22 protein-coding genes are annotated in these 21,633 nt (G+C 40.1%); 8 read left to right on the forward strand and 14 right to left on the reverse strand.

The genetic code is table 11. The annotated features are described in order from the left end of the window. Positions 1-35 precede the first annotated feature (35 nt). The 3 genes from N782_RS03370 to N782_RS03380 all read right to left on the reverse strand — a co-directional run bounded on the left by N782_RS03370 (position 36) and on the right by N782_RS03380 (position 2,414). Positions 36-1,196, reverse strand: coding sequence for a hypothetical protein (locus tag N782_RS03370; RefSeq protein ID WP_152600704.1), 1,161 nt, complete (start codon positions 1,194-1,196; stop codon positions 36-38). Positions 1,197-1,635: 439 nt separating this feature from the next. Continuing rightward, positions 1,636-2,034 carry a helix-turn-helix domain-containing protein gene (locus tag N782_RS03375; RefSeq protein ID WP_237582517.1) on the reverse strand — a complete coding sequence of 133 codons (399 nt, stop codon included), beginning with the start codon at positions 2,032-2,034 and terminating at the stop codon, positions 1,636-1,638. Next, the gene (locus N782_RS03380; RefSeq protein WP_036816130.1) at positions 2,031-2,414 is read right to left on the reverse strand and encodes a hypothetical protein; all 384 of its coding nucleotides are present in this window, start codon (positions 2,412-2,414) and stop codon (positions 2,031-2,033) included. The genes N782_RS03375 and N782_RS03380 overlap by 4 nt, the downstream gene beginning before the upstream one ends. A 201-nt stretch (positions 2,415-2,615) precedes the next feature. On the opposite strand from N782_RS03380, the gene cidR reads away from it, so the two are divergent. From cidR to N782_RS03400, 4 genes are all read left to right on the forward strand, one after another. Continuing rightward, entirely contained in the window at positions 2,616-3,512 is an 897-nt protein-coding gene (cidR, locus tag N782_RS03385; RefSeq protein WP_036816132.1) for a cidABC operon transcriptional activator CidR, read from the forward strand. 450 nt (positions 3,513-3,962) lie between these two features. Continuing rightward, on the forward strand, positions 3,963-4,481 hold the full coding sequence (locus N782_RS03390) for an acyl-CoA thioesterase (RefSeq protein ID WP_036816135.1): 519 nt from the start codon (positions 3,963-3,965) through the stop codon (positions 4,479-4,481). 13 nt (positions 4,482-4,494) lie between these two features. Beyond that, the gene (locus N782_RS03395) at positions 4,495-4,866 is read left to right on the forward strand and encodes a hypothetical protein (protein WP_036816138.1); all 372 of its coding nucleotides are present in this window, start codon (positions 4,495-4,497) and stop codon (positions 4,864-4,866) included. 98 nt (positions 4,867-4,964) lie between these two features. Further along, positions 4,965-6,359 carry a hypothetical protein gene (locus tag N782_RS03400; RefSeq protein ID WP_036816140.1) on the forward strand — a complete coding sequence of 465 codons (1,395 nt, stop codon included), beginning with the start codon at positions 4,965-4,967 and terminating at the stop codon, positions 6,357-6,359. Positions 6,360-6,509: 150 nt separating this feature from the next. Here N782_RS03400 and N782_RS03405 read toward each other — a convergent pair whose 3' ends face one another. The 4 genes from N782_RS03405 to N782_RS03420 form a co-directional block, all read right to left on the reverse strand. Then, complete coding sequence (locus N782_RS03405) at positions 6,510-6,956, reverse strand: threonine/serine exporter family protein (protein WP_036816142.1); 447 nt, start codon at positions 6,954-6,956, stop codon at positions 6,510-6,512. Positions 6,957-6,974: 18 nt separating this feature from the next. Continuing rightward, the gene (locus N782_RS03410) at positions 6,975-7,718 is read right to left on the reverse strand and encodes a threonine/serine exporter family protein (RefSeq protein WP_036816144.1); all 744 of its coding nucleotides are present in this window, start codon (positions 7,716-7,718) and stop codon (positions 6,975-6,977) included. A gap of 173 nt (positions 7,719-7,891) precedes the next feature. After that, the gene (locus N782_RS03415) at positions 7,892-8,380 is read right to left on the reverse strand and encodes a flavodoxin domain-containing protein (RefSeq protein ID WP_036816146.1); all 489 of its coding nucleotides are present in this window, start codon (positions 8,378-8,380) and stop codon (positions 7,892-7,894) included. Beyond that, positions 8,352-9,263, reverse strand: a complete 912-nt coding sequence (locus N782_RS03420; protein ID WP_052111150.1) for a hypothetical protein — start codon at positions 9,261-9,263, stop codon at positions 8,352-8,354. The genes N782_RS03415 and N782_RS03420 overlap by 29 nt, the downstream gene beginning before the upstream one ends. 145 nt (positions 9,264-9,408) lie before the next feature. Between N782_RS03420 and N782_RS03425 the strand changes: the two genes are divergently transcribed. The 3 genes from N782_RS03425 to N782_RS03440 all read left to right on the forward strand — a co-directional run bounded on the left by N782_RS03425 (position 9,409) and on the right by N782_RS03440 (position 13,193). After that, positions 9,409-9,729, forward strand: coding sequence for a hypothetical protein (locus tag N782_RS03425; RefSeq protein WP_052111151.1), 321 nt, complete (start codon positions 9,409-9,411; stop codon positions 9,727-9,729). Positions 9,730-9,969: 240 nt separating this feature from the next. Then, positions 9,970-11,496 carry an AbgT family transporter gene (locus tag N782_RS03430; protein WP_036816148.1) on the forward strand — a complete coding sequence of 509 codons (1,527 nt, stop codon included), beginning with the start codon at positions 9,970-9,972 and terminating at the stop codon, positions 11,494-11,496. Positions 11,497-11,867: 371 nt separating this feature from the next. Beyond that, positions 11,868-13,193 (forward strand): right-handed parallel beta-helix repeat-containing protein, encoded by a 1,326-nt coding sequence (locus N782_RS03440; protein ID WP_237582518.1) that lies wholly within the window; start codon positions 11,868-11,870, stop codon positions 13,191-13,193. 87 nt (positions 13,194-13,280) lie between these two features. Here the strand turns inward: N782_RS03440 and N782_RS03445 are convergent, their stop codons facing one another. Both N782_RS03445 and N782_RS03450 read right to left on the reverse strand, forming a co-directional pair. Next, positions 13,281-14,207 carry a DMT family transporter gene (locus N782_RS03445; protein WP_036816151.1) on the reverse strand — a complete coding sequence of 309 codons (927 nt, stop codon included), beginning with the start codon at positions 14,205-14,207 and terminating at the stop codon, positions 13,281-13,283. 257 nt (positions 14,208-14,464) lie between these two features. Continuing rightward, positions 14,465-15,268 (reverse strand): RDD family protein, encoded by an 804-nt coding sequence (locus N782_RS03450; protein ID WP_036816154.1) that lies wholly within the window; start codon positions 15,266-15,268, stop codon positions 14,465-14,467. A gap of 120 nt (positions 15,269-15,388) precedes the next feature. Here N782_RS03450 and N782_RS03455 point away from each other — a divergent pair, with 120 nt between their 5' ends. After that, a complete protein-coding gene (locus N782_RS03455) occupies positions 15,389-16,369 on the forward strand; it encodes a stage II sporulation protein M (RefSeq protein WP_036816157.1) in 981 nt (326 codons plus the stop codon). Here the strand turns inward: N782_RS03455 and N782_RS03460 are convergent. The 5 genes from N782_RS03460 to N782_RS03480 are packed head-to-tail and all read right to left on the reverse strand — an operon-like array spanning position 16,347 to position 21,351. Beyond that, positions 16,347-17,708 (reverse strand): DUF58 domain-containing protein, encoded by a 1,362-nt coding sequence (locus tag N782_RS03460; protein WP_036816159.1) that lies wholly within the window; start codon positions 17,706-17,708, stop codon positions 16,347-16,349. The two genes, N782_RS03455 and N782_RS03460, sit on opposite strands and share 23 nt — an antisense overlap. Next, positions 17,659-18,588 carry an AAA family ATPase gene (locus N782_RS03465; RefSeq protein ID WP_036816160.1) on the reverse strand — a complete coding sequence of 310 codons (930 nt, stop codon included), beginning with the start codon at positions 18,586-18,588 and terminating at the stop codon, positions 17,659-17,661. The genes N782_RS03460 and N782_RS03465 overlap by 50 nt, the downstream gene beginning before the upstream one ends. Next, positions 18,585-19,718: a DUF4350 domain-containing protein gene (locus tag N782_RS03470; RefSeq protein WP_036816162.1), complete on the reverse strand. Its 1,134-nt coding sequence runs from the start codon at positions 19,716-19,718 to the stop codon at positions 18,585-18,587. Before N782_RS03470 ends, N782_RS03465 begins: the two co-directional genes overlap by 4 nt. Before the next feature lie 29 nt (positions 19,719-19,747). Beyond that, the gene (locus N782_RS03475) at positions 19,748-20,386 is read right to left on the reverse strand and encodes a DUF4129 domain-containing protein (RefSeq protein WP_036816163.1); all 639 of its coding nucleotides are present in this window, start codon (positions 20,384-20,386) and stop codon (positions 19,748-19,750) included. A gap of 17 nt (positions 20,387-20,403) precedes the next feature. Then, complete coding sequence (locus tag N782_RS03480) at positions 20,404-21,351, reverse strand: hypothetical protein (RefSeq protein WP_036816165.1); 948 nt, start codon at positions 21,349-21,351, stop codon at positions 20,404-20,406. Positions 21,352-21,633 lie beyond the last annotated feature (282 nt).

Below are 21,633 nucleotides of genomic sequence, written 5' to 3' on the forward strand. Positions count from 1 at the left end.
AGTCAATGTTTCGCACATCCTTTCTACTAAACTATCTATTTTTCATTAGCATTGGATTCTTCAGGTTTATCTTCTTTTTCAGCATTATTTGATTTATCTTTTCCTTTGGAGTCTTTTTTCTCCGTTGTACCTTTTGGTTGTTTATCTTCAGTTGATTCTTTTCCAGAGGTAGGACCTTGTTTTTCTTTCTCAGTAGTAACCTTTTTATTTTCTTTTTTTTCAGGGTCGCTTGTAGTTATCGAACCACTATTCGAACCTGTATCTGCTTGTTTCTTTGGTGCATCTGAATTATTGTTACTTTCTTGGTTATTTTCTTTTTTATTTGACACCTCAGATTCACTGGATCCCGGTTTAGTTTCATCTTCAGAAGTCTTCTTTTTCTCTTCTATACTTTTTTCTTGCTTTGGTTGAGGATCATTACTTTCGCCTGAATCTGATGAAGCTTCTTTTTCTACTACTTCTCCTGCTTTTATCTGTTCATCTTTCTTGCTTTGTTCTTCAGCTAATCTCCTTTGTTCTTCTTCCTGTTTACGCTTTTCTTCTGCTTTCTTTTCGGCTTCCTCTTCTTCTTTTTTCTTAGCTTGTTTAGCTTTCTTTTGAAGATCTTCTTTTTGGTTCTTAAGCTTTTCAATTGAGGATTCTAATTCTTCCTCTTGATCTTTGATATCATCCATCATATTGTTGATACGATTTAGTAGCTGATTATCTGATAGGGAATAGGCTTCACTAGATGATGAAGATTTTGTGTTACCGGAAAAAGACGACATCCTAATCGAATGACTACTGGAGCCAATATCTAAATTACATCTTAGAAGAATTAATTTAATGTCTTTCCATAAAATATGTTTTTCTGTTCCTAAACAATGTGAATTTGTGCCTTTGGTCATATTGTTAAGTTGTTCCACTGTTTTACTTACTTCATGAATTTGCTTTTTAATCTTAAATTTTAATTCTTTAAATCTATGCCATTTAGAATATAATTCTTGCAAATTTGATTCATAGGAGTGGATTCTACTCGACAATTTCTCAGTTGCTTGATAAAGTTCTTTTGAAGTTGCTCCTTGAAGTACATCCACCGTACTAGTAAGGGAGAAATTGCCCACATTTAGATTAAACAAGTCCTCCAATAAACCATATAATTCATCAATCTCTTGCTCTAGTTTTTCCAGCTTATTCTCAACTGCACCAGGAAACACCTTACAAGCTTCCACTTGACCGGTTACTCTTTCAACATCATTAAACTGACTATACGTAGGTGTAGATGTCAGATAAGACATGCTGCTTATAAGCAATGATGAAAGTGCTATTCCTGATGTTAAGGTTTTCGCGATTTGTAGAGATTCTTTAGCCTTATTCTTTTGTTCTCTTTTGATACGCTTTGATCTCTTTTCCAGAGGAATCTCCTCCTTCTCACTCTTGCTTTTTCGTTCTGTTTCGTTCTCTATATCGAACTTACACTTATGAGTATATAAGCCCTTCCTTAAAAAGAAAAATGCCAAATTCGCCCAAATTTCTCAATAAAGAACAACACAACTCTCGTTTCCTCTTGTTTCCTTTTAATTTCTTACTTTTTCGTTTTTTATATAGAACGAACGGTATTATAAAAAGAACGATACTAAAACTTATCTACACCGCCTATTTCATCAACTCAATCAACTTCCGAAGCTTTTCTTTATCTACATTGATCTCTCTCAGTTCTCTTGCTAGTTCCAATACATCATAGTCCAACTCATTCATGTTAGATCTTCTTTGCCGTTCATCTGTTAGAACTGTATGGACATCTACCTTCAAGGCATGAGCTATCTTTTCAATCACTTCGATACTTGGATTCTGTTGCATGCCTCTTTCTAAAAAACTCAAATAGGATTTGGATACGCCTGATTCTCTCGATAACTCGGTTAAGGAGAGCCCTCGCTTTGTTCGTAAGTCTTTTATTTTCTCTCCATTCATTAGCTTTTCTCCTTTATATTTCGTAAATTCCCCCTCGACACCAACCTCTATAACGAACGTGCGTAATAAAGAACTTACAGTCAAAAAATATAACTCCGTTCTTTATTGGAGTTTTTCAGAAATGCGTTTATTCGAATCGTTTCCTTGTATTTCTCCAGATTATGAAGAATATTTACAAGCCTATTTAATTGGTCTGTACCCTCCTTTAACCGAAAGGTATAGAGAAATCCGTGGTTCTGTTCTCTTGTTATATTAAGAATATTTCCTTCTAGCTTTAACACTTCATGACTGTATTGAAACTGAAGACGATACGTCACTTCTTCCCCTTTTGGCAAAATCAATGAACTTCGAAACTGTACAATAGTTGACTGTACCTTTGTTACAAGAATGATGCTAGGCTTTGTTTTCACCTGTTTCCCATAGCATTCCTCAATCGTTAGCTTGCCTTTCAACTGTGTTTGCATGGCTTCCTCATCACCTTCGTTCTTTATAAGATTCCATTAAGTTCTTTTTAAAGAACGTTAAATTATATATATTATAGAATTTTTTCTATCAAAAAGAAAGATAAATTCTTAAAAACTAGCCTATTCACCTAGTCTCTAGACAAATCTTATGATTCTATGAAACAGTATGATTAGTACTTAATCTACAAAGCAGGTGAACCTATGGATATCAGACACCTTCAATATTTCATCGAAGTGTCCCGTTTTAGCAGTTTTACAAAGGCAGCTGAACATTTATTTATTACTCAGCCCACCATTAGCAAGATGATTAAAAATTTGGAAATGGATCTCGGGGTGGAGTTGTTTGATCGGTCGAAAAAGCAGCTCGTGCTCACTGATGCGGGGCGGATTATTTTGGTGCAGGCGCAAACCATTGATAAAGCGTTTCAAAATTTAGAAACAGAAGTGGATAATCTGTTGGGACTTAACAAAGGGCATATTCGCATTGGCTTGCCCCCTATCATTGATTCCCATAAGTTCATGGATTTGTTGCGTAGCTTTCATGATCAATATCCAAATATCACCTTTCAACTTGTCGAGGATGGTTCGAAACGGGTTGAAGATGATGTGAGACAGGATCAATTGGATATTGGAATTGTCGTGTTACCTACGCAAGAAGATATTTTTCACTATTTCCCGTTTATCAAGGAAGATATTAAACTTGTCGTCCCTCCTTCTCACCCCTTAGCCCATCGACAAGAGGTTGAGTTACAAGCATTGCGTCAGGAAGCTTTCATTATGTTCAATAATGGGTTCGTACTGCATGACCGCATTCTATCTTCTTGCAACCAGGCCGGATTTAATCCGTATATCATTTCAGAAAGCTCCCAGTGGTACTTGATTGAAGAAATGGTAGCTTCTGAATTAGGTGTGGCGTTGCTTCCTGAGAGCATTTGCAACCACCTTCAACGAAATCTAGTCACAATTAATGTAACGAATCCATCCATTCCGTATCACCTGGCTATGATTTGGCAAAAGGATCAATACTTGTCCTATGCCACAAAAGAGTGGCTACGCTTCACGCAGGATAAGCTTTCAGATGACACAACAAATGTATAAACATACATTAGACAGCCCCGGATTCGGAGCTGTCTTTTTTTTATAGAAAAGTATGATGTAGATGTCTATGTCTAGCTCAGTTCATAGCCAATATACATAAGTGAAAGCCATTACATAGATAGCTTCTATGAGTCCCATGAAAGATAACCATTTTACCATGAGCTCCACGCGGGACTATACTGTGATTGTACGAAACAACGTTGTTATAGGAAAAGCGCAAGCGCCCGTTCAGCGACGTATGGGCTGGACTGAGCCGTAGGAGATAAAGGCAACACGAAGAACGTAGTGATTCGATGTTAACTTATCGTACGGAGGCGAGGGAAGCACACTAGTCGCTGGGCGCTGGAGCTAGACATGTAAACGTCAGAAGGAAGGCTTTATTTTATCTTGAAAAGACATGTCTTACCTAGAACCGATAGAAATCATGCATAAAGAAAGGACCGAGGTAAGATGGAAGCAAAACGAGCGAAAGAAAGCTTAATTGTTAGTACCGATCAAGTATTAGTTAGTGACCTAAATAATTACAACACGCTGTTCGGTGGCGTATTGATGAAAAAACTAGATAACTGCGCTACATTATCTGCCCGTAGACATTCAAGAGTCCGCGAATGTGTGACGGCCTCAACCGACTCGATAGATTTTCTCTATCCGATTCATCAATCTGATTCCGTTTGTGTGGAATCGTTCGTCTCCTCGACTGGAAAAAGATCGATGGAGATTTTCTGTAAAGTGATCGCAGAAGACATGATTCATGGGGATCGACGAGTTGCAGCTACGGCATTTTTAACCTTTGTCGCGCTGGATGATGATAAAAATCCCGTGGAAGTGCCGTCAGTGATTCCACAAACAGAAGAAGAAAAGTTTTTATATGAATCGGCCAATGAACGTGCGGAACGAAGAAAGACGAGACGGAAAGAAAGCAAAGAATTAGCGGAACATATTACTTTATTAAAACCTTGGGATGAATAAAGGAGGAGCCATGATGACAAAGTTAAGTAGTCTTGATGAATTGTATGATGCGAAGGCAGCGATTGAACAGCTGAAAGCAACGGAACCGAAGCTTCACGAAAAATTCGTCCACGTCGTAAGCCTGACTCGCCAACTGCAAATTCAGTATCACTATATGGGTTGTCTGTTAATGGACGATGACCCATGTAATCATACGCCTACCTACGTAAAAAGCTCTGTATTGGAGCTATATCATGCGGAAATAGAGAGACTAAAGCAAGACAGCGATTTTGCTTATGTCCAACAGCTTCTCATAAACCACCAAAAAGTAGGATATCCTAAGATTAGTCTACTAGTGTTAGGTGCGAAGCCTGAGAAAATTAAAGGTTCTACCATTATAAAATAAGGACCCTCAACCCAGGCCAGCCTAAGACCTGGGTTATTTTTCTCGTGCTAAAAAAAGTAAATTATGATAACCTCAAGGTAACCAATAGGAGGGATTCCATGTCCACGACAACGATTTCTGTTAAAGATCAAAAACACACCTACACGTTCAACTTAGAACGTATGACCATTTATAAACAAAGCAAAATAATAGAAGCCAGAGATGCGGAAGCCCAGCTCTTTTACTTGTTCTTTTACAAAGATTCGTACATCAACACTGTAAAAGCGAAAGAGCTTAAGCCCAATTCTCATGCCGCGAATGCCTTCGAACATGGCGTTACCTTCCAAGCTCCTCACCCACTCATCGATGCCACTCTAGCTGCATCAGGACCGTATAAAAAGCACCGTTTCAACGATCTTTTCCCGAAGCTTCAAAAGCAACACACTCTCCAGGAAACAACACTCATTGCAACCTTTTTTGAATCGTTTATTAAAAAAGAACAGCTCATGAAATTTATTAAGACACTCTATAACGAAGACCGTCGCTCAGGGAAAATGTATGCGTGTTATCGCATTTATCGAGTGGCACAAGCCTTTGCGCCAACACACAGCTGGGTGAAATCACTCGCAGGTGAACTCGATTTTAAAAAATATGCACCTCTGTACGAAAAACTAGATGCCTCTCTTTTTGAAAAAGATCCAATTTACGTCGAGCAATTTTTATATGAGAACCGTGACACACCTGAACGGTTTAACCAGCTGTCCACTTTCCTCCAACAACAAGGACGCTGGATTGACGACATAGCCCTTTCCATCGACCGATTTAACAAACAGCAAACCAATGAATTATATGAAGCAATCCACGAAAAGATAAAGGTTCACTTCGAGAGTGATGAATTGATTCGTCTGCTGGAAGACTTATATGAGCGCGCACCTAATCTTGAACCGCTCCAACAGGATATTTTAGACACGTACTTGAAACAGGATCAGCCTGAGAGAGCGTTGAAGCTGATTGCGACGCATCATATAGAGCTGCACCCTTCTCAGGTCAAAACGTTTGATCACATCGTTGACCACATTGACTTGGAATCAAGCTCCGTCTCAATTGAAGAATTAAACACGGTGATTGGCTCCCTTTTCACCTCGATACCAAAGCAAGCAGAAACCTTGTTGCAAAAAGCGCTTCGCATGCTGATGAAAGAGCACAGTATTTCATATATCCAGCAATGGCTCAACCCACTGCGAGATGTACCAGAAGCACAGCAAACAATAGCAAAAGTGGACCAAATCCAAGAGCTCGAGGACGATCCGAACAAACAACTGCAACTGGGCGAACTATATTACGAGTTCAACCAACTAAATCAGGCAATTGAGTGCTTCAGCTGGGAGATGGAGCTCAATGAGCAAAATCCGAAACCAGTGCAGTGGTTGTCGAAACTATACAACGAGCTGGGCATGAACCATGAGGCGAAAGCGTACCAACAATTGTATGTGGATATGGTGAAGAACGGATGAAATTCCGTAGATGCTCCGAAATGTTAAAAGTTGATCCGAAATCGAGAAATTTGCTCTGATATTTAAAATTTTGCTCTGAAATTGAAAAAAATGATCGCAAACTTCAAATTTTGCTCGCAAACCAAAAAAGCGCAAGTGAGGCTTCACCCATTACCTCACTTGCGTTTTTGTTTTTCTCACCTTTTTCTGAATCTGATTAATTACTTCCGAGAACACGAGCCCAAATGCAATCGCTCCGGATATCATAAATGCTTTCGCCGCAATGGAGATGGCGAGACTGTAGTCATTTTGCACAAAACTTCGCATGGCGTCATACGCGAGACTACCTGGTACGAGAGGGATAATTCCCGCTACACTAAATACAATCATCGGCGTTTTGTATATCCTTGCCAGCATCTGGCTTACTATGGCGATGACAAAGGAGGCGGTAAGTGTAGCTGGTACGCTGTCGACGTCTTCCCATACTAACGATATGTAAATGACCCAGCCAATCATGCCGACAAGGCCGCATTTGATGAGCGTATTTCTTGGCGCCTGAAAAATGATTCCAAAGGCAGCTGATGCAAAAAAGCTTGCTATGGCGTGTTCAATCAACATAGTCATACCTCACGATCTCTAAAATAGTGAAAACATAACAGCAATACCTGCCCCAATCGCAAATGCCGTTAGAAAGGCCTCCGCCCCTTTGGCGAGTCCTGAAATAAGATGACCTGCCATCAAATCCCTTACGGCGTTGGTGATAAGCAGACCTGGTACTAAAGGCATGACAGCACCAACAACCACCTTATCAACTTCCTCTCCAATACCTAATGAAAAAAGGGAAAAGGCGGTAAAACCAATCATCAACGAAGCAATGAATTCAGCAACAAATTTAATTTCAAATAATCGAATAAAATTAATTAATGCAATAAATCCTAGCCCTCCCGCTATGCAGGCTGGTAGGAAATCGTACCAACTCCCCTCAAACATGATACTAAAGAACCCACTCGCTAACGTCGCAGCGATGATTTGCATTAGCATGGTGTAATCGGTAGGACTGGTTTCAATTTTTCTAAGCTCTTTATACGCTTCCTGAATAGACATGTCTCCACTTGTAATATTTCTAGAGACATTATTCGCAAGCTTTACTTTTTCGAGATTTGTCGCTCGATCTGAAATCCTTACCAATTTTGCAGGGGCACCAGGGCTAATCGTGAACACAATCCCGGTAGGGGTTACATAACTTTGTGCTTCATCCCGTCCAAAAGATTGGGCAATCCGCGTCATCGTATCTTCCACACGATAGGTCTCCGCTCCATTTTGCATCATCATTTTCCCTATTAATAAACACAATTCAATTAAGTCCTCTGTACGCTCCACGCGGTCACCTCAATTCGTATTACAGTATGTTTAGTGTATCTAAATAGGTGATGGGAATCAATAGTACAAAAAATCAAGCGCTGGAGCTGGACGTGGCCTCTATCATTAGTAAAGTTGTTATGCCATAATCTTTATAACTTATTGATTAGAACATAAGAAAAACCCGTCGTTAGTTACAAACGACGAGTTTCAGCCATCATATGTGCCGTATGGTCGATACGTTCATCGGAAAGAGCAGAGCAACTCTTTTTTATCCCCTTCATGCGTAACATAAGCTTTTCAACCAGGTTCATCTTATCAAAATGGTACTCATGGCCAACAACCTCTTTCACAATAGCATGTTCATATAATGATTTCGGGAAGCTGTCCACCAATTCTTTGGACTTCACTTCTGGGTCTTGTTCTCCTGCGCAAATATAAAGACCTACTCGTTTCTCTAAAAGCTCCTCTACATGGTCATTCACATAATTGCTTAACTGTTTCTGGATGGTTCCCATGTAGATGGAGCCACCTAAGATAACTGTATCGAACTCTGTAAGCGGCGGTGGAGCATCTTTCATAATGGATATCGTCTGTACATCACCAGTTAGTTTTGTTGCTAGTTGATGAGCTACTTTTTCTGCACTACCATATTTAGTTGCGTACAAGATTAGTGTCTTCATCCATGATCCCTCCTGGTATTCGTGGCTCTTGAACGTGTTTCAACAAGACGTATAAGCAATACATAACGACTATGTTAAATGCAGGAAACAGAGCATATTCCATCACGGTCATAGGTATTCCTGCTCTGGCCTGATTCAAGATCATCGCAGTGATGGCCGTTAACATCGTAATGCCTTTTACAATTAAAATGGCTGCGAGTAAATAGCCAATTCCATTGCGCTTCAAGACTAGTATCCCTCCCAAAATAGCAACAGGGACAATAAATGCTAAATCAAGTACCTGAATAACGAGTGTCGTATAATGTTCCAGACCAACAGGAACTCCGCCATTCAATAGAGGAGGAACAATTCGACCAAGCCATAAGAACAGTAATAAGAAGGAAAGCGAGAACAGAAAGCCGCCAATGAATTTTGTAGGTAAGTTGTTATGAAAGTATGTGTGGAGATTCTCATAATCAAATGACATCATGACTAACGTAAATGCAAAAAAGCTAGCTGATAACAGAATGACATAGAGTAAAAAAAGAGGGTTATACATTAACAAGAAAGCGTACGAGGCATAGGTGTATAAAAAATAACTGATCGTTCCAACGAGCATAAGTCTTCCTTTTATGCTTCCTTTTCTGGACCAAAACAGGGATATAAACAGTAACGGAATGCTTAAACACAACGTCACAATATCTTGGGCTATAACTTGAGAAGCGCCGCTAACAGAATCAAACTGATACAATCCTTTTCCGTGTAAGGTAATGACTTCATCATGAAGCGTTCGTATTTCCTTAGGCCCAACACCTCCACTTGAGAAAATACCAACAACGGTAGCAACAAAAGCCAAACAACCAATCACCAGTACAAGAGTTGTTATCGATTTATTGTACTTCACTTCTCCCTTTCCTCCTTATACAAAGACTCTCTTCCCTTTTGTTATACCATAAGAGATGCTTGTCTCGTATTAGGTAATATGGCAGTATCGTGAACTTTCAAACTATATGTTAAAATGAGGAAAATGACATACAAGGAGTGTCTATATGTACGCCTTATTTGCCTTTCTAGCTGAAATTGTTAATGCCGTAACTTTTAAGCGTTGGAAAGATAGCGAGAACACCGTCATCCATAACTTTCCTGTATCTGTGATTGAAAAAGTTCCCGATCAAAATATCCTATTAGTTAAAACCGTCGCACCTGATAACGAAGATCAACATGGCAAGGTATTCGAAGTGCCAGTTAATCGAGTAGAGAAGTATGATGTTGGTCAACAACTGGATTTCACAGTGTATTCGAATTCCTTCGATGATGTATGGAACCTAGATGAAACGAAATTCAAGCTAGCTCCTGCAACAACAACATAAAACGTAAAAAAGACTTGCCAAGGAGGTAAGTCTTTTTTTACATTCAGGAGTACCTTCACCTAATAATACTAAAAGGTTACGTGATTGCTCCATTTGGGACTTGCTTAAGGGGGGATTTACTATGAAATAGTTTAGTTTTACATAGTAAAATAACCCAAAAAGAAAGCGCTTTCTTCCATTTTTATCTATTAAATACTAAAATAGCCATTGTGAGCATTTTAAAAGATTAGGAGGTATCCTATGGATAACAAAAGAAAAGGACTCTTTAAAAAGTTCCTAGACTTCATTGAAAAAGTAGGTAATAAATTACCTCACCCCATTACTTTATTTGCTATATTAGCTGGGGTTGTCCTAGTTTTATCTGCAATCATATCCTCTCTAGGTGTGGAAGTTGAGCATCCAGGGAAGGAAGGCGAAATTGTAAAAGTTAAGAATCTATTAAATGGTGAAGGAATTCAGTACATTTTGGGTAGTATGACAGATAACTTCATCGGATTCGCACCGCTTGGAATTGTTTTATTAACTATGCTGGGGATTGGCTTAGCAGAACGTTCAGGTTTAATTAGTGCGATGTTACGTGGGTTTGTTCAATCAGTTCCTAACCGACTTATCACATTAGGCCTGGTTTTTGCAGGTATCATGTCTAGTGTTGCTTCTGATGCTGGTTATGTCGTCTTACCACCATTAGGGGCCGTGATTTTCGCAGCGCTTGGAAGACACCCATTAGCAGGTCTTGCAGCTGCATTTGCCAGTGTATCTGCAGGCTTTAGTGCCAATCTGTTATTATCTGCTACAGATCCTTTGCTTGGTGAGTTAACCATTGATGCTGCGCGTATTATTGACCCTGAATATGCTGAAACAATGAATATCGCCATGAATTACTACTTTATCTTCGTATCCGTGTTTCTACTCTCCGTTGTCGGCACATTGGTTACAGAAAAAATAATCGAGCCAAGGTTAGGTACCTACCAAGGAGAATACGTTGGGTCGATGGAGAAATTAACGACTACTGAGAAAAAAGGTATCAAGTGGTCACTAATCTGGGTACTTGTTTCAGCTGCCGCCTTTTCATTACTAATTGTTCCTGAAGGAGCTCCTTTACGTGGGGAAGATGGGTCGATCGTTCAGTCACCTTTCATGAGCTCTCTTGTCCCAATTATCACGATTCTGTTTTTCATCCCTGGTTTAGTATATGGAATTGTTACGAAAGAAATTAAAAGTGACAAGGATGTTGCCAACCAGCTCTCTGATACGATGGCTTCTATGGGCATGTTTATTGTATTAGCATTTACGGCCGGTCAGTTTGTAGCTTACTTCTCAGAATCGAATATGGGATTAATATTAGGCGTATTAGGGGCTGAATTTCTGGAAACAATTAATCTTTCTGGAATACCGTTAATCCTTACATTTATTGTCATTTCAGCGTTTATTAACTTGTTCATCGGAAGCGCTTCAGCTAAATGGGCTATGATGGCCCCTGTATTCGTACCGATTATGATGCAACTTAACTATTCACCTGAATTGACACAGATGGCTTATCGTATAGCTGATTCAAGTACGAATATTATCACTCCGTTGATGACGTACTTCGCTATCATCATTGCTTTTGCACAGAAATACGATAAAAATATGGGAATAGGTACGATGATCTCTGTCATGGTCCCTTACTCTATCTTTTTCTTAATAAGTTGGACCTTACTATTAATTGTTTGGATGTTATTAGGTATTAATTTAGGACCTGGTTCTCCAATCATGTACAACCCATAAGCTTATACAAAAACTTTCATTATAATCCTTACTGTATAGAAAGGAAACGTATAGTACAGAGTTGGACAGGCGAAACATCCAACTCTGTACTTTTTTAAATAGCTTTTGAAGATTAAGTAAGCTTCAGAGTTGAACGATGTTTCCATATAAAAGTACATAATTGATACCTTCTCTATTAGAAATAGGCACCAGTACTTGTAAGTAGATTTTACCTCTAAGTAATGGTCCATCAACATCACGTTTTATTCTAAAATAGAAACAGTGACTCTGAAGAAAAGTGCCTAACTCATTCACATAATAGGTTTTTGTACAATCACCTCAACATTCTAAACATAGTATTTCATTAACGATTATTTTTTAGAGGTGATGACATGCGTAATAATAAAAAAACACAATGCGATGTAAATAGATTACTTCCTCCTGATGGATGTGATTTCTTCCCTCCACGTTGTCCTCCCGGGCCCCCTGGACCCCCAGGGCCTCAAGGACCAGCAGGACCGGAGGGGCCAGCAGGACCTGAAGGACCTCAGGGACCACCAGGTACTCCTGTTTTAACAGGGGTAGGGGCTCCAACATGTGGTATCGGTAATACAGGAGATCTTTATATCGATCTATCCACAGGGAATACATTTTACAAGCAAGAAGAGCCTGTCCCTCCTGAAACGAGGTCCATCCCAGCCCCAACTGGAAATACCTTGCTTGTAGGTTCAACGCAAACTTATACCACTATTCAAGCTGCTTTAACTGCCGCTACGAATGGTGACCGATTATTGCTTGATGCTGAGACTTTTACGATTAATTCGAGCCTAAATGTCAACAAGTCAGTAACCATTGAAGGGCAAGGAAAAGGTGCAACTACTGTGATCACATCAAATAACTCAGTAACCTTCATGTTTAATGTGACCGTATCGAATGTGGTTTTCCAAAACATGTCCATAATCCAAGATTTCCCTTCTCTCACATCAAATGAATCCGTCATTAGAGTAGGGAATTTGTTAGCCATAGAAATATATGTCGATAATTGTGAAATTTCGGTATGCGAGTTTGGTGTTTCCCTTATTGCAACTGAGTTTCAGATTACAAATTGCGATTTCACTTATGCCCCTAATGCTTTAGCTGGTAATAGCTATCGATATATCAGTATTGCTTCTACTTCAGGCCAGAGTATTATTGATACCAATACATTTGTTTCTGATTCAGGTGATACAAGATGTAGTTTTATCATCATTACGAATGTGGGTTCTAGCTCTGGTACACTACAAGGAGACTTGGTCATAAGAGATAATACCCAATTGACCTCGCCTAATACGTTACGACATCTTCTTGTGATGGAAGAATTTATCGGTGAGAATTTTGGATTGTATATTATTGATAATACTACTATTAGTGAAGGGAATGTACCTGTCTTACTGTTTGGTGCAAATCTGAATCTTTTTAAGTTTATTGCTGTTTATGGTAACACCGTACAAAACACTGACGGGAAAGGACTCATTGGAATTGATTCCTTTTATTTAGGGACTACAGATATATTTAGTTCGAATAATACAATAGTGGATGAATTTTTCGCTACTGGATGGGCTTCTGCTACAGTTCCAGACAGTTTCATCGTAGGATATAGAGCAGACGACATTCCCGTACCACCAAACCTTCCTTTAAATCCTCCTTGTTATTGGCTTTTATTGAGTGAATTCATTTAACGCTTGGGAATCTTATAGATAAGTAGGGAAGGGACTTGTTCATCTTCCCTCAACATCCCTTATAGTGGATTAGGATATGCGTATCCACTATTTGCGCTTTCTCCAAGGTCCATTCTGTAACACCAAGACCCGCTGCCCATTCACTATTACGACTCCTACAATGATTATGATGCCACCTAGAACACTTATGAAGATGATCTTTTCCTGTAAAAGTAAAATCGCAGCTATCAACGTAGCGACTGGCTCAAGGTACATAAACACAGATGCTTGCGATGCCTCCAGCACCTCATGCGCCTTCCCCCAGTACCAATACGCTACGCCTGAAACAAAAATTCCCAAGAACAGCAAGTGAGCCCATTCTACTGTCGTTAACGAAGACATATGCACCCAGCCTTTAGTTTTAATAAGAATGGGAAGCGTTAATACAAACCCAAGCAAACTCATATAAAACGTAATGACAAGAGAGGGGAGAGGTATCCTCAATCGCTTCAGCAGTATGGAAAACACAGCCCAATTGAATGTACTTAGAATCATTAATATGAATCCGATATTTAAGGCAAAATGAAGAGATTGTCCATTCCGTGAGGTCGTAACAAGAAGAACGCCAAAGACGGCTAGCATAATCCCTATAGCTCTAGGTAAAGTGATCTTCTCATGTAAAAAAATCATCGACAGCATAACGGTGAAAACAGGAGAAAACGAGATTAACCATCCTGCATCGGAAGCGTGAATCGTAAGTAGGGCAGTAGCTTGCAAGATTTGATGGACGAAGACGCCAATAATCCCAAGCACGATTAGATGTGGTATATAGGTGAGTGGAATCTTTAGAGAAGAGCGCATAAGGAGTAACAACAGACATAAAAACAAAGCCCCAATCCCAAATCGAATGACAAGTAATGTGTAGGGATCGAGCTTATCCAGTACAGCTTTAGTGGAAACAAACGAAATGCCCCAAAAACTAATCGACATCGTAGCATACAAAGACGCCGCAACCTTCGCTCTATTTGAAATCATAGACAAGCATATCCTTTCAAACTTAAATCTTAGTTGTTATCATCCTATGCTTGTCTTATGAAGATAGAACCAGAGAGCATCCCTGGTTTGGAGGCTGAAAACATGATGCATGTATCACCACCCGACATGGGTGTGTCGCCCCCCGATATGGATGTGTCGCATACCGCGATACGTTGGTATTCATGCGATATGGCTGTATCGCCACCCGATATGCAATGAATTTGTGCGGGTTCATGTATAGCTCCCCTACTCTTACTTTATAATTCTATCTCCCACTCCTCGTGCATCTGAAGGTAGAATGCTAGTAATAGTTCCTCTAATTCCGCCATCTGCTTCTGCTCAATATCGTACCCAATCATCGGAAGTAGTATAGCTGCAATTTCCCGGGTGAGTTCTTTACGTTCCAAATTGTCTAACTGGGGAAACCTAGAAGCGTACGTGTTGATTAATTCCCATTCCCTTGAAGTCATTTGCTTCAGGGTCCACTCTTCTATGACGAGGTCATCTTTTGTAATAGACCGTTGTTCCAATACCTTTTCCAGTGGGGTGAGCTTTTTCTTCCTTACTTTCGATTTACGTTCGTGAACGACGATCGTCCCTGCTACTAGATCACCTAGTCGTTTATGCTTCGAGTGAAGGAAAATCATTAACATCCCGACAAAATAATAAGCGGGTAAAAAATCGACAATTCGTAGTAAATTTCGAATAAGTAAGGATAAGGCTGTTGCACTTTGCCCATTCTCATGTATGACCCTTATGCCAAATAATTTCTTTCCTGGAGTTTTTCCTCCCATAAACAATTCGAATAAAAAGAAATAGCCCCAGTAGATCGAGAAAATAAACAGAATGACAATAGCTATCAAAAAATTAGAAGTAAGGTTTGGTGTCGTCGCTACGCCTCCTGTGTTAATGTAGTTCACACTAACAATAAGTCCAATATACATAAGAGCAATGATTATTGTATCGATGATTTGTGCTGAGGCTCTACTCCCTAACCCTGCTAGCTTATATTGCAGAGACACGTGCTCTGGTGTTTTAATGTTCACTTGTTCAAGGCCCATAATAGCTTCCTTTCCTCACATGATGGCATGGAATTACGTCCATGAATTTCTGTTTCTTTTTTCCAATAGAGTCTCTATAATGAAACTAAACAATTAATTCGTTGCAAAGTAGGTGTTTTGATGAATTATAAGCACTTTGTCCAACAACACCGTCAGGAATGGGCGCAGTTAGAAGAGTTAATCACAGCACTACATAAAAACAATCAAAAATCAGCTGAACAACTTGAGTCCTTTCAACGGTTGTATCAAAAGGCAGCCCAGCATTTGTCCTATAGCCAAACGTATTTTCCAGACGCAGAATCTACTACTTATTTAAATGAGCTCGTTGGAAAAGCGCATAACATGCTTTATCGAGACCAAGTATCGAGTCTTCAGCAATTGAAACAATTCTTTGGGTCATCATTTATACAGCTTCTCGCCAACCAATGGAAGTTTGTCTTCGTTGCCATGGCCCTATTTATACTTGGAGCTGCCGGAGCATACATAGCTGTGTGGCAGGATGCGATGCACCTCTACGCCATTTTGCCTGATTCCATGTCTACAGCTATCCAGCCTGAAAAAATTGGCTCCCATAACGGAGGCGTCAACTCACCTGTCATGTCTGCTGAAATTATGACCAATAACATTCGAGTAGCCGTTCTTGCTTTTGCGGGAGGAATTACCTTTGGACTGCTAACCGTGTATCTATTAATCTATAACGGCATCATTGTCGGAGCCCTCGCAGCGTTCTTCTGGCACTACGGAAAAGCCTATGATTTCTGGGCGTTTATTGTTCCACACGGCTTGATTGAGCTTACAGCTATATTTATTGCAGGTGGATCTGGATTATTAATGGGTTACAAATTACTCGTTCCCGGAGAGCTTCCAAGAAGTTATCAACTGAAAACACAGGCTCTTCGCTCCGTTAAGTTATTCTTAGGGACAATCCCTCTGTTTATCGTAGCAGGCTTGATTGAAGGATTTATCACACCAGCTTCCATTTCTCTTGAAGCAAAATACCTCGTCGCTTTTATCACAGTAATTGGTCTCGTTCTATATGTGTCGATCGGGAAGCTACTTATTCGACAAAAACAACAGCCTACAGCAGCCCTCGATTCATAATATCAATATAGTGGCTAACCGCACTGGTGGCTAGCCTTTCTTCTGGGGTTTCGATTAATTGGAGCCCCTGTTTCTCCCACTTGGCTAATTCTTTTTTCTTCTCGAGGACATGACGTTGAGCCATACTTTTAACCATCGCTGTCTGTTGGTCTGTTGGAACTTCTCTCGTCCACGCATCTGTCATTTGATTTTCCACCCCAAGCATCATGAATACATGCTTGCGACGTACCCGTTGCAAATAAAATAAATGAGCCTCTTCATATAAAAATGTACTCACATCACTAAAAAGAAGAATGAAGCTTCGTTTCTTTTGTACCGTCTGCAAATACTGAAGCACACTGGCATAATTGGACTCATAAGGATCTACTTCTATATTATATAGCTCATGGATAATCGTTTGCAGATGCTTCATCCCTTTGTTAGGAGGCACATAAGCTTTCACATCCTTGGAAAAGGCAAGGACTGACACATAATCCCCTTTTTGCAATGCAGCGGCCGCTACTGTTAGAGCGGCTTCGAGTGACCGCTCTAATCGATTGTGATGTTCAAGCTCGACACCCATCATACGGCCACAATCGATAAGGATGGATATGTACTTTCCGTGCTCTGGCTCGTGCTCATTTGTCATGAGTTCTTGTAGCTTTGCTGTTTGACGCCAATTGATCTTACGAAGGTCATCCCCGACCACGTATTTCCGTATTTTTGCAAACTCTCCTGTGCCTAACTGACGTTTTTTAATGGTTTGCCCTTCATAGAGTAAAAATTGCTGTGCATTCTCTAAGAAATGACGCGTCTCCGTCATATCCGGAAGAACGCGAATATCAGTATGAACATTTGGCGATACTTGACGCTTCCATAGTCCAATTTTAGAACGATACCGAACATATACCTTCTGAATCTGATAATCCCCACGAAAAGGCGCCTTCGTCTTGTATTTTACATGGAGCTTTGCTTGACCAGGTATAGTACCTTTTACAGGGAAATTTCTCGTAAATGTGATAGGAAGCCCATCCATTAAGTCAAATGTAGCTTGATAGGGTGATGCATTTTGTATGGATATCTTCACTTCATACTCTGCATTGCGCTCGATTTCTTCCTTCATCGTTCGCTCAAGGGTTAAATCCTTTTTCTTCGGCATGAACAAAAAATCACTGAAACTGAGCAGGATCGCCACAACATTACTTCCTACTACAACCGTCCAGGATAAATCCGTGATAAAAGATAGCACAATCAACCCAAACGAAAGACATGCTAGAAGCCCTATCAAACGAAAGGTAGGAAGGATTCCCCTATCGCGGAACAGGAACCGCTCCCACAATGTCTTGAATGATTTGGTCATGGGTTGCTCCCTCCAATTCCATATGAGGGGCTAACAGAATACGATGGCGCAAAGCAGGAATCGCGACCATTTTAATATCATCTGGTGTTACATAGTTCCTGCCAGCCAGGTAAGCCCAAGCTCGACTCACCTTAGCGATGGATATGCCAGCACGCGTGCTCGCCCCAAAACGTATCGCATCGGTTTCCCGTGTCTTGCGAACAATTTGCATGATATAGTCATACACACTATCGTTTACGGTAACCTGTTTAATTTCCTCACTCATCGTCAAAAATGTCTCCATATCTAAGAACGGTTCAGGATCTTCATCAGAGGCTAGTGCTTCCACCGTTTGTTTCACGACGTCCATCTCTTCCTCATAAGTAGGGAATTCCACATGAAGCTTAAACAAGAACCGATCCTGTTGTGCTTCGGGTAACGGATATGTTCCTTCAAATTCGACGGGATTTTGTGTAGCAACCACAAAGAAAGGGGCAGGCAAGGTGTATGTTTCGCCTTGAATGGTCAACTGCTTTTCTTCCATTGCTTCAAGCAACGCTGCTTGGGTTTTGGCAGGAGTTCGGTTAATTTCATCCGCTAATAACACATTTGTAAAAATAGGTCCCTTCAGTGTATAGAAGGTTCCTTCTTTCATGTTGTACACCATGCTACCCGTAATATCACTTGGTAATAGATCCGGAGTGAATTGGATACGGTTATAATCCCCACCTAGTAATCTAGCAAGTGTACGTACCATTTGTGTTTTCCCTGTTCCAGGAACTCCTTCCAATAGAACATGCCCCCCTACTAAGATAGAGGATAGTAGTAAACGAAGGTTATGACTTTGCCCAATAATTCGTTGATTGTATTGTTCCATTAGTGCACTCAATCGTTCATTCATCCTTCTTGCACCCCTTTACGTATATCATCTAGTTTCTTTGACCATTCTACATATTCTTTTTTCGACCATTCATGGTGTTGTTCTACATAATCTAGTTGATTCGCACGTTCTTTCCATAGGTCCACTTGCTCTTTTGACAATCGAGATTCAAGGACTTCCATCATATCCTGGGCTTTATAATGATGAGGTATCCCCCATCTCTCATTCATGGCATGCCTTACATATTCGGTTTGAATGGCTAGTGATTCATTGTAAAAAGACGATCGCCTATACCAGGCTGCCAATGCTCGCAATCGTTCATCACCAAATCGCACTTCCGCCTCTCTGGGTAAATAAATCGGGCCAAAGCGTTTCCCTTTCATCCATATAGCAAGTAGCGAAAGGATTGCTGCTTGAAGGATAAACACCAGTAACATTTTGGGATATACGGTTATAAACGTTGGCATGTTTTCCTGTCCATGAACGTACTCATCCATCCAAATAGCTTGCATTTCGGCTTGTTCCATCAAGTGCAAAAGGATTTCTATGTGATCCTTACGTAAGATTTCTCCATTCTCCATCCAATCAGGCTGCATCGATACAAGTAAGTGCCCATCCCCTATAGGCCTTTTCAATGCAACGGTTCCTTTATCATCAAAGAGGATTTCTTCATCCTCTTCTTCTAGCTGAAGACGAACATTTCCCGTAAGCGTACCCTGAAGGGAGTTTCCGTCTATTGTTTGAAACGTAGTGCTTCCATTCGTTTCACTTACATTCTCTACATCAACATTAAAGTAATCAACTGGATTATCTTTTAACAAAACGATGGTGTTACCGCTCTCCATCCAACTCCGATACTGATTTGTTTCCTCTTTGTTAAAGCGAAAATAAGGTCCAACCATGATAAGAACTTGATTACCTTCAGTCGTTGGAAGGGTAGATGGATTACCGTACCACCGATCTACATTACTGCCTTCTTGTTGCAAATATGTATAGAAACCCTTCACACCAGTTGGAGCAGGGGAATCGGATCGAAAGCTTGTGTACTCTTTAGGTTTACTCCCTGCGAAAAGGATGCCTAAGGTGATAAATACGATTAACACAATTACAAGCCATAACCATGTTTGATTTCGAAAAGCAGCTTGCCGCATCGTTACTCAACCTCCTTCCTGACTCGAGCTTAACTGCTTTCTTCTTGCTGATATAGCCAACCCAAGACTTGATGTTGGTAAGAATCAAATTCTTCTTTTTGTACGATTCGATTCCCATAGGTAATCTCATCAAATAACAATGCTAATTCATAGAATTGCTTCGCCCATGATTCGTTTACTTTTTTTAATTCATCATAATAGTCCCAGTTTGTTTTCCATACTCTTGCTTCGACCCACTGTTGATTATCAAAGTGCAAAAGCATTGCTAAAAATACGTGACGTGTCGCTTGCGTGTACTCCTCTTTGTCCTTGAGTATCTCGGATTCTTTTAAGTGGCGCTCAACAGACCACTCTAGCTCATGGGCGTGATCGATTGGCCGTTTATTCGCTCGTAATGTACTGTTGTTGTTTAGATTACGCTGGATTAAGAAGAGAAACCAAACCAACAAAACAAGCCCTATCGCACCTGCAATATAAAGTGTGACGTCAATGGTACCTTCTGTAATCTTAATATTTGGAAACAGCCTTTGAAACTGTTGGAGAAGCCATTCTCCTCCTTTACGAAGTAAAAAAACAAGCGCATTTTGATCTTCCTCATAATAGACTTGATACTCTTCTTTATTTAGGATGTTTTCAAGCTCTTGCCTTGCTTTTTCTGATTGGCTCATGCCGGCTCACCTCAATTTTATAGAGAAGGTGTTTCTGGATTCTCATCCTGTTTATAGGAGGAAATCATGTCTTTTAAATCTCCTGCCTCGTTCCTCGTTTTCAAATCGATATATAATAACGTGTACGCCACAAAGAAAATAATCGTCGTAATCAATGTAACCAGATAGGACACCATCGACCCAAGCACACTACCACCTAATATAGCCGTCATGATTAGATTAACAACAGAGCCCACCATCGAAATGATAATATAGCACACGACATACATTCCAAAAGTCGGCCAAAACCTTCCCTTAATTAAGTTCCAGCTTTTCTTCATACCAGGAGCGACATGCTCAAAGGTTACGGCCACAAAGAACATGCTCACTTTGGTGAATAAGAAAATAAATAGAGCAGCTAATGCGAGCGTAGCAATGATAAATAGAGCAATAGTGCCTCCGATGCTAGTCAGGTATGTTCTCGCAACGCCTACATATGTAAGCACAGTGAAAGCAAAAGCACCTACAATCATAAGAATGAATAACAGACTACTACCTAAAAGCGGCCAAAATCTAGAAAATGCTTGCTTGATGACCTGCTTGATGGACCACGCTTCCCCTTCATGGATTTTTTTCGTAGCTAATACAATGGAAGATTGAGAGATAATATAAAGGACAATACCTGTGATTGAAATAATTACTATATATGTAATGAGCAATGCTATACTATCTGTATTTATTGGAAGTGTACCTTGAAAATCAGCTCCATTTTCCGTTTGGTTTAAGTTGGATAAGAAGCCTCCCTCCCCCGTTTCTCTAAAAAAGCTTTTTCCGCTCAGTAACATAAATAACGCTTGAATAAGATAAAGAGGCCCCAATGACACGAGCACAAGAAAGAATAACGACGAAAAATTCTCTTTCACGAGTCTGAATGTATCGTCTAGTATTTCTGAAAATGATTTTGGTTTCGTTTGTTTAACGTTCACTTACATCCCCCCTAAGTCACATACATATTGTGGAATATACCTTTCATTCTACCATTTATTCGTCTTTTTTTGACACGATTTGGATTTATATTTTATACAATTAATGGTAATTATGCTGTTTTACACTCCACCCTCTATATGTACGATTCACATCAGTATTTGTTCCAAAAGGAGCATAAGATAAGTAAGTAACGTTTATATACTAGGCTGTGTTAAAGTTTGGTGTTGCCTTTCATATAAGCACCATTATGTTGAAGACTTGGATTCGAGATATTATGGATT

It is taken from the genome of Pontibacillus yanchengensis Y32 (assembly GCF_000770635.1).
Classification (GTDB): domain Bacteria; phylum Bacillota; class Bacilli; order Bacillales; family BH030062; genus Pontibacillus; species Pontibacillus yanchengensis.